Below are 9,450 nucleotides of genomic sequence, written 5' to 3' on the forward strand. Positions count from 1 at the left end.
CCTCCACCGTCAGCGTACATCGATGTCACAACGCAGGTGAAGCGAGCGGGCGTCGAGCGCTTTGGCATCAACCTGGCGCAGAACAACTACTACGATTCACACCAGCTCACCAAAGAGCTGCTGCATCGCAATCCCGGCTTCGAGGGGCTGCTCTATCAGTCGGTGGTTCGGCTCGGACCCGGTGCCACGGCCACCAGCGCCATAGAAGACGCCCCATACACCCAGTGGCCCAGCGGTTTCTGGAATGGCGCCACCTACGAGATCATCTGGTCGTCGGGCAGCGCCAAGGGCCGCACCGGAACAGTCACGGCGTCGCTCGCCCCGCTTCGGCAGTCGGCCCCGAACGATCCGAACGGCAGCGCGCAGGGCACCACCTACGTCTTCTCCGACAACGACGCGGCGCACACTGCGTCTGACGGCGACTACATGGTGCTGCGCAAGAGCATCACGGGCGACTCGGGCGGAGGCGCGGCTTTCACGAGCTGGAGCGTGACCGCCTCTGGGGGCGGCACCGTCACCACCGAGTCCGCCGACCTGCCGCCCTCCACAGTGGGGCTGCAGTGCGCCCGCCTCACCGCCGACACCGTGGGACAGCAGGCTGGCGTCACCGGTCAGTTCGATACCACCACGGGCTTCATGCGCCTCAACGGTCAGTTTCGCGTGGCCTTCAGAGCGAAGGGCGTGGGCGGCAACAACCGTGTCATGGTGACGGTGCGCAGAGGCTCGGCGACCCCCTACCTCAGCCAGACCGTGCAGCTCACCACCAGCTGGGCCGACTACACACTGCCCTTCTCGGCGGCGGAAAGCACAACTGTGAGCGGTGCGGTGAGTGTGGCTTTCTCTCCCGTCAGTCAGAGCGCGGTGCTGCTCGATGACGTGAGCGTGCGACAGACCGATGGCAGCGTGACCAACCCGACCGAGTTCCGCGACGATGTGGTCGACGCCATCAAAGGACTCAACCCGCGCTTGCTGCGGTGGTTCACGTTCCAAGACCTGGGTGACTCGCTCGACAATGTTCTGGCCCCGCTCTTCGCGCGCAGGCGAAGCGGCTACAGCGTCTACAGCACGAACGAGAACAACCTCATCCCGGGACTGCACGAATACCTCGTCTTGTGCGAGCACGTCGGAGCCGACCCGTGGTACATGATGCCACCGTCGTTCTCCCCGCAAGAAGCCGCCAACCTCATGGAGTATCTGGGCGGAGATTCGCAGACCACCACCTACGGATCGCTTCGCGCGCAGCGTGGGCACGCAACGCCGTGGACCAGCGTCTTCAACCGCATCTACCTCGAGTTCAGCAACGAGAACTGGAACAACACCGCCTATCGCGGAGGCGCCATCTCCATCGCCACGCCGTGCGGCGTGCGAGCCGACGAGCTCTTTGCGCAGGTGAAAGCCTCCCCGGTCTACTCCTCGCAGAAGTTCCGATGCGTGCTCGGCGGCCAGGCTGCCAACCCGAACCTCGATCTCAACTTGCACAACGCCTCGTCACAGCACGACATCTTCACGCTCGCTCCCTACATCGCATCGCGCATCGACGACTTCGAAACGGGGGGGCAGCTCGACATCGAGAAGCTGTTCGGACCGCTCTTCGCCGAGCCGGAGTGGTGGTCGCTCAACCCATCGCCCACCTCGGCACCGATGGCCCAGGTGTACACCTCGTTCCAGAGCTCTTCGAGGCCCGTACCCCTGTCGGTCTACGAGGTGAGCATGCACACCAACAGCGGCGCCATCACGCAAGTGGGCGTTGACGCCTTCGTCCCGTCGGTGGGCGGTGCCATCGCCGTGGCCGGTCACATGCTCAAGATGCTCGAGGAGCTCGACTGCCGCGATCAGAACTTCTTCTCGCTGGCGGGCGCCTCGTACTCGTGGACAGCCTCCGACAACACCGCGCGCACGTCTCCGATGTGGGGCGCCACCATCGACATGGGCCGCACCAACCGCAAGCGTCCGCACTACTACGCCCAGCGCCTGCTCAACGACGCGCTGTCGGGCGATCTGATGGTCACGACGCAATCCGGTGACAATCCCACCTGGAGCATCAACAACCAGAACCGAATCACGTTCAGCAACGCGCACTACATCCAGAGCTATGCCTTCATCAACGGCACCCAGCACTCGCTCGTGGTCTTCAACTACCACCGAACGAGCGCGCTCGACGTGCGCTTCACCGGAACGAACGCACCCACCGGCACCGTCACCATGCAGCGCCTCACCTCGACGAACATCACCGACAACAACGAGACGTCCGCCGTTGTCGCGCCAACCACCGAGACACTCAACGCGTTTGACGCCTCGCAGAACCTCTCTCTGCCGCCCTTCTCCATGACCCTGCTGCAATGGACGCAGTGAGACGCCTCGTGCCGCAGGGTGAGACTGTATCACTCTCGCGATGGGGCACGAACAGGTGACGCCAGACACAAGACCTGCAGATGATGCTGCAGGCGGTCAGGACGTGACGTCGTGCAGGCGCTCGGCAGGACCGCCCAGGGCATCCCTGAACACTCAACCGACCGGGTCGCCCTGGCGGTCGGGCGCATCACAGCCCGCGCAGGAACGAGAGGAACCCCGTGAGCCGCCCGCTCCCTGGTCCGCGCACGACCTCCAGCAGCCACCGCACCACGAGGTCCCACGATGCACATCCTGCCTGCCTTCCACCTTGCTCCACCGCAGTCCGCTACCCTGCCGCGGCCGCCGGCAGACGCAATCGCAGCGGAACCGCCTCTCGCCGCCGCCCGCTGCTCTCCCTTACCCTGCTCCTCGTGGCAGGTGTCCTGCTCCTCGGGGGAAAGCCGGTCCTGGCCAACGAGGACGACGCGATCGCCGAGGCCTGGCGATCGTGAAGAAGCAGGATGGACGCTGGAAGGTCGCCCTCGAAGGAACCATGTTCGAGGACGACGATCTGCGTGCGATCGGGGTCGACAAGGCGACCTGGAAGCGTCTCAACAGCTTCGGCCACTGAACCTGCTCACCCCGTCAGGCATCGTCTCTGATAGGAACCGCGTGGTGGCCGCGCGAACCCACCGGCCTTCCGGGGCACGGCGGCGCAGACGCGTCGCGACGAGGCCCCGTCATCGAGAAGGGAGCGCTCGACACGCGCCATGAGCACAGCGAACACATCTCCACTTCGCGTCATCGTCACGGGCGGCACCGCGGGCATCGGACTGGGCATCGCCAGAGCCTTCGCAGCCGAAGGCGCCCGCGTCACCCTGGTCGGTCGCGACGCAACGCGCGCCCGCGAGGCCGCGGCGCAGTGGTTCGACCCGGACGCCGTGCGCGTGGTGATCGGCGATGTGGCCGACCCGGCGGTGCGCCGCGAAGCGGTCGACCTCACCGTCGCGGCGTTCGGCGGTCTCGACGTGCTCGTGAACAACGCCGGAACGACCGTGCGCGGCCGCCCGGAAGACTACGCGCTCGATGACTACGCGCACGTGCTCGACGTGAACCTCACCGCGGCCTTCGCCATGAGCCAGCTCGCCTATCCCCATCTGAAGGCGTCGACGCACGGACGCATCATCAACATCGCCTCGCTCACCAGCTTCTTCGGCAGCCCCTTCTCGCTGCCGTACGCGGTGAGCAAAGGCGGCATCGTCTTGTTGACCAAGAGCCTCGCCGTGGCCTGGGGCGCCGATGGCATCACCGTGAACGCCATCGCCCCCGGCTGGATCGACACCGATCTGACCGTGGGAACGCGCGCGCTCCTCCCTGACCTCGAGGCGTCTGTGGTGAAGCGCACGCCGCTGCACCGCTGGGGAACTCCCGGCGACGTCGGCCCCGTCGCGGTCTTCCTTGCCAGCCCAGGCGCAGCCTTTGTCAACGGCACCGTCATCCCGGTTGATGGCGGCTACTCGGCCACCCTTTAGGAGCAGCTCGATGATCCGTCAGCGTCCCCTCACCGCAACCTCCGACCTCCAGACCTTCGCCGCCGCCTACGAGGCCAACGGTGGTCACCCCGTGTCGCTCGAGTACCTGCAAGCCAGCCTGGTCTACGGCTGCTTCGACGGCGACCAGATGGTCGGGGGCTATGTCGTCAACGAATCCGACGATCTGCGCGCGCTGCACGACATGCCGGAGGCCGATGTCCAGCGCATCCGAGAGCGGTTCGAGGGGCAGCACCCCTACGAGGTCATGTGTCTGTGGGTCATTCCTCAGCTGCGCCGTCAGCCGAAGGGAACGGTCGTCTGGCTGATGGGCATCTTCCAGTACGCGCGCCGGATCCGGCGGCCGCTGCTGATCAGCACCGTGCACGAGCAGCTCCTGCACCTGTACGAGGTGGCGCATCCGACCATTCTCTATCGCGGAGAGATCGCCATGCCGGACGGCACAACGCTTCCCAAGTACGTGCTCACGTTCGAGCACTGGTGGCAGGTTGTTGAGGGGGTCGCCGAAGAGGTCGTCCGACGCACCACCCGCACCCTGCGCAACGCCTTCGAGCACGGCGGCTCGAGCAGCCATGCGAACGAAGGCGCGACGGCGCACGCAGCCGAGGGGGGCGCACCGTCGCCGCGCGCTCGAGAGCGTCTCGCGCTCTACGGCGGTCAACCGATTCGCACGAAGCCCTGGCCGACCTACGACAAGGGGTTCGTGATGGTCGACGACGACGACGTGCGCGCCGCCGAGGAAGTTGTGCGCAGCCGTCGGCTCTTCCGCTACGACACCCGCCCGTTCGAGGAGTCGCAGGCCGGGCAGCTCGAGCTCGAGATGGCGAAGTACCTGGGAGCCCGCTTCGCGGTGGCCACCACCAGCGGAACCACTGCCCTGTCTCTGGCCCTTCTCGGCCACGGCATCGGTCGCGAAGATACGGTCGCCGTACCCGCCTTCACGTTTCCCGGCGCGGCGAGTGCGGTCTATCTGTCGGGGGCGCGGCTGCGACTGATCGAGGTCGACGAGAACCTCAACATGGACGTATCCGATCTCGCCACGAAGCTCGATGGCCTCTCGGCCGTCATCGTCTGCCACATGCGGGGCGTCGCGAGCAGCATCGAGGAGATCCGTCGCATCACGGCAGCGCGGGGCATATTGCTGGTGGAGGACGCCGTCCCCGTGTTCGGCACCACCTACAACGGCCGCATGCTCGGCACGTTCGGCGACGCCGGCTGCTTCTCGTTTCAGTCTGACAAGGCCATCTGCTGTGGCGAAGGAGGCCTGGTGGTGACACCCGACCAGACCGCCTTCGAGCGCATGGCTCGCATGGCGGGAACCTTCGAAGGGCGCTTGCGCCGCCATACCGATGGCTTTGGCGTCGAGAAGATCACCGACGGGCGCGAAGCCCCCATTCTCAGCTGGCGTCTCGACGAGATGCGCGCGGCGCTGGCGCGGGTGCAGCTGCGCAGAGCGTCGGCGCGGCATGCGCGCGCGCTCGCGAACTACGCGGCGGTGTCTGCGGCGGTGGACGCGCTGCCCGGCTGGCGCCGCCGCGTCTGTCCCGGAGCACCGGACGGGATTGCGGGTGACTCGCTCATCGTGCGGCCGCCGGATGACATCGACGGACACGTCATCGTCGAGGCGCTGCGCGCCGAGGGCATCGACGCGCGCCTCTTCAACGATCCGCTCGAGAACAACGCGCGCTGCTTCCTGCAGTGGCGCTTCGCTTTTCCTCACCTGAGCGATGACGAGGTGCTCGCCCTGGCGCCCCGCACGGCGGCCCTGCTCTCGCACGCCGTCGACATCCCGCTGTCGCCGCTCATGACCGAAGAAGACCGAAGCGACCTTGTCCGCTCGCTCGAGAAGGTGGCGGGCTGGCTGTGGGCGGCACCCGCCGCCGACTGAGCCGCCGCGCCCATGAGGGACATGCGACCTCGCCTGTAGAAGGCCCCCTGCGCCCCCAACCGCCGCATCACCTCGACGAACACGCGTTCTCGAGCCTGCCGCGATCGGGTTGCGGCGTCCAGCGTTCCAGCCACGGAGGTCTCGCGTCACTTGTCTTCACCCGAATTCGTGCACCTGCACGTGCACACCGAGTACTCGCTGCTCGACGGCTTCTGTCGCATGGGGCCCATGCTCGAGCGCGCCAAGGCCCACGGCGCGCGGGCCATCGCGATGACCGACCACGGCTACATGTACGGCGCGGTCGAGTTCTTCAAGGCCGCCAAGAAGCACGAGCTCAAGCCCATCTTCGGCGTCGAGGCCTATCTCGCGCCAGGGCGGCGCGATCAGAAGACGGGTCGCCTCGACAACGCGTACTACCACGTGCTGCTGCTGGCGAAAGATCTCACGGGGTACCGCAACCTCATGAAGATCTTGAGCATCGCGAGCATCGAGGGCTTCTACTACCGGCCCCGCGCCGACCGCGAGACCCTGGCCAAACATGCCGAGGGCATCATCGCCACCAGCGGCTGCCTGCGCGGCGAGATCCCCTGCGCTCTGTCGAAGGGCGACTGGGACGGGGCTCGTCGCATCGCCGCCGACTATGTCGACATGTACGGGCGCGAGAACTTCTACATCGAGCTCATGGATCACGGCATCCAAGAGCAGACGGGCATGAACACCATGCTCATCAAGCTCGCCCAAGAGCTCGACCTCAAGCTGGTGGCCACCAACGACGTGCACTACCTCGACGCCACTGATGCCGCGCCGCACGACGTGCTGCTGTGCATCCAGATGGGCAAGACCCTCGACGATCCGAACCGCATGAAGTTCGGCTCTGATCAGTTCTACCTCAAGTCGCCCGACGAGATGGACGCGGTGTGGCGCCACTACCCTGAGGCCATGCGCAATACCCTCGAGATCGCCGAGAAGTGCAACGTCGAGCTCGATCTCAAGACCTACCACCTGCCCACGTTTCCCATCGATCAAGACAAGTACCCCGGCATGGACGAGGCGGCCTACCTCGAGAAGCTCTGCTACGACAACCTTCCGCGCTGCTACGGCGAGAACCCGCCGGAGGCCGTTCTCGAGCGCCTCACCTACGAGCTCGGCGTCATCAAGCAGATGGGCTTTCCCGCATACTTCCTCATCGTGTGCGATTTCATCAACTACGCCAAGTCGAACGGCATCCCCGTGGGCCCCGGCCGCGGATCGGCGGCCGGCTCCCTGGTGGCCTACCTCACGGGCATCACAGAGCTCGATCCGTTCCGCCACGGGCTCATCTTCGAGCGCTTCCTCAACCCTTCGCGCAAGGAGATGCCCGACGTCGATACCGACTTCTGCGTTGAGCGGCGCGGTGAGGTCATCGAGTACGTGCGGCGCAAGTACGGCGACGATCGGGTGTGCCAGATCATCACCTTCGGGCGCCTCAAGGCGCGCGCGTCCATCCGCGACGTGGGGCGCGTGCTCGACTTCCCCCTCGGCTTCGTCGACAAGGTGGCCAAGACCGTTCCCGCGGGTCCGAAGGTCACGCTCAAGTCGGCCCTCGACGAGTCGCCTGATTTCTCACGGCTCTACAACGAGAACCCGGACGCGCGCAAGATCATCGACCTGGCGCGGGCGCTCGAGGGGGTTCCCCGAAATGCGTCGATCCACGCGGCGGGCGTCATCATCTCGAAAGAGTCGCTGAGCAACCACGTCCCGCTGCAGAAGATGAACGACAAGGACATCGTGGCGCAGTTCGAGATGGGTCCGGTGGGCGAGATCGGTCTCGTCAAGATGGACTTCCTCGGATTGCGAAACCTGACGGTCATCGAGCACTGCCTCAAGACCATCAAGAAGCGACACGGCATCGACATCGAGATGCGCACCCTGCCCGAAGACGACCCGAAGGTGTTCGAGCTGCTGCAGCAGGCCGACACCACCGGCATCTTCCAGTTCGAGTCGAGCGGCATGCGACGCTACCTCAAGCAGCTCAAGCCCGATCGCTTCGCCGACATCGTGGCCATGGTGGCGCTCTACCGACCAGGACCCATTCAGGGCGGCATGGTCGAGAAGTACATCGACCGCCGCCACGGCCGCGAAGAGGTCGACTACCCGCACCCCACGCTCGAGCCCATCCTGAAAGAGACCTACGGCATCATCCTCTACCAAGAGCAGGTGATGCAGATCGCCAACGTCATGGGCGGCTACAGCATGGCCCTCGCCGACGAGCTGCGCAAGGCCATGGGCAAGAAGAAGGCCGATCTGATGGAGAAGCACCGTCAGATCTTCCGCGACGGCGCGGTCGAGCGCGACATCCCGAAAGATCTCGCCATCTACGTCTTCGACCTCATGGAGACGTTCGCCGGGTACGGCTTCAACAAGAGCCACTCGGCGGCCTACGCCTACGTCACCTATCACACCGCCTGGCTCAAGGGGCACTACCCGTGGGAGTACATGGCGGCCCTCATGACGTCGGTCATGGACAAGATCGACAAGGTGTCGTTCTTCGTCAGCGAGGCGCGCATGAGCGGCATTCCCGTGCTGGGCCCGGACGTGAACTCGTCAGAGGCCGCGTTCAGCGTCACCGACGAGGGCGTGCGCTTCGGCATGGGCGCGGTGCGCAACGTGGGCCTGGGTGCCATCGATGCCATCGTGAAGGCCCGTGTCGAAGGCGGCCCGTTCACGTCGCTCTACGATTTCTGCCGCCGCGTCGACCTCGGACAGGTGAACAAGCGCGTGGTCGAATCGCTCATCAAGGGCGGCGCCTTCGACTGTCTCAATCAGACACGCTCGACGTTGCTGGCCAACCTCGATCCGTGCCTCGACGCGGCGCAGAGAGCCCAGCGTGAGCAGTCGACCGGGCAGATCAGCCTCTTCGATGTGCTCGACGAGACGCCGGAAGACAGCGCCGGCCTCGACCTGTTCGAACAGCCAGAGTTCGAGAAGCCCGTGCTGCTGGCCATGGAGAAGGACATGCTCGGGCTCTACCTCTCCGACACGCCGCTCAGCGGCTATGCCGAGACCACCGAGGCCGGCTCGTTCACCAAGATCCGCCAGTTCGACGAGGCGGGCGCGGGGGTGCGTATTCTCGTGGCCGGAGTCATCACGAGCATGCGCACCATCATCACCAAGACGAAGCAGACCATGGCGTTCATCCAGCTCGAAGACACCACGGGCAGCGTCGAGGTGACGGCGCTGCCGAAGGTCTACGAGGCGTGTCGAGGCGCCATCGTCGATGGGGGCATCGTGGCCGTGAAAGGGCTGCTCGAGGCGCGCCAGGGGGGCGGTCGTGATGACGACGACGAAGGCGATATCCCTTCTGAAGAGCTGAAGGTGCTGGCCGACGAGGTCGTCTTCCTCGATGGGCTCACCGCTGACGCGGCCCATCGCCTGCTCGAGAAGCCGGTCGAGCAGCCGAAGTCGCGCTGGCCGCGTCGTGATCGCCCCCAGGAAGAGCGTCAGCGCTCGACCTACAAGCCGCCGCCCGGCAGCAGCGCCACTGAAGATTGGGCCAGTCGCGCCGATGATCGCCTCGATGGCGAGACCGGTGCGGCGGTGCCGACGTCTTCCGCACCTCCTTCCCGCCCCGCGTCGAAAGACGGCGATGCCCCCCCGTGGGACGAGCCTCCTTCGTCGGGGTACGACGATGGACCGTCGAAC

5 protein-coding genes are annotated in these 9,450 nt (G+C 65.8%); all 5 read left to right on the plus strand.

Going from position 1 to position 9,450, the window contains the following annotated elements; translation table 11 throughout:
* Window positions 1–2,352: hypothetical protein (locus tag EB084_12915; protein ID NDD29159.1), on the plus strand; the 2,352-nt coding region annotated here is incomplete at its 5' end.
* Between the two features lie 218 nt (window positions 2,353–2,570).
* The gene (locus EB084_12920; GenBank protein NDD29160.1) at window positions 2,571–2,843 is read left to right on the plus strand and encodes a hypothetical protein; all 273 of its coding nucleotides are present in this window, start codon (window positions 2,571–2,573) and stop codon (window positions 2,841–2,843) included.
* A 258-nt stretch (window positions 2,844–3,101) separates the two neighbouring features.
* Window positions 3,102–3,863 carry an SDR family oxidoreductase gene (locus EB084_12925; protein NDD29161.1) on the plus strand — a complete coding sequence of 254 codons (762 nt, stop codon included), beginning with the start codon at window positions 3,102–3,104 and terminating at the stop codon, window positions 3,861–3,863.
* Window positions 3,838–5,769 (plus strand): hypothetical protein, encoded by a 1,932-nt coding sequence (locus EB084_12930; protein NDD29162.1) that lies wholly within the window; start codon window positions 3,838–3,840, stop codon window positions 5,767–5,769. The genes EB084_12925 and EB084_12930 overlap by 26 nt, the downstream gene beginning before the upstream one ends.
* A gap of 150 nt (window positions 5,770–5,919) precedes the next feature.
* A partial coding sequence (locus tag EB084_12935) for a DNA polymerase III subunit alpha (GenBank protein ID NDD29163.1) occupies window positions 5,920–9,450 on the plus strand: 3,531 nt, incomplete at its 3' end.

The sequence above is a fragment of the Pseudomonadota bacterium genome, assembly GCA_010028905.1.
Lineage (GTDB): Bacteria > Vulcanimicrobiota > Xenobia > RGZZ01 > RGZZ01 > RGZZ01.

Coding starts and splice junctions, on each gene's coding strand:
- EB084_12925 (NDD29161.1), top strand. CDS start 3,102: ATGAGCACAGCGAACACATCTCCACTTCGCGTCATCGTCACGGGCGGC.
- EB084_12930 (NDD29162.1), top strand. CDS start 3,838: ATGGCGGCTACTCGGCCACCCTTTAGGAGCAGCTCGATGATCCGTCAG.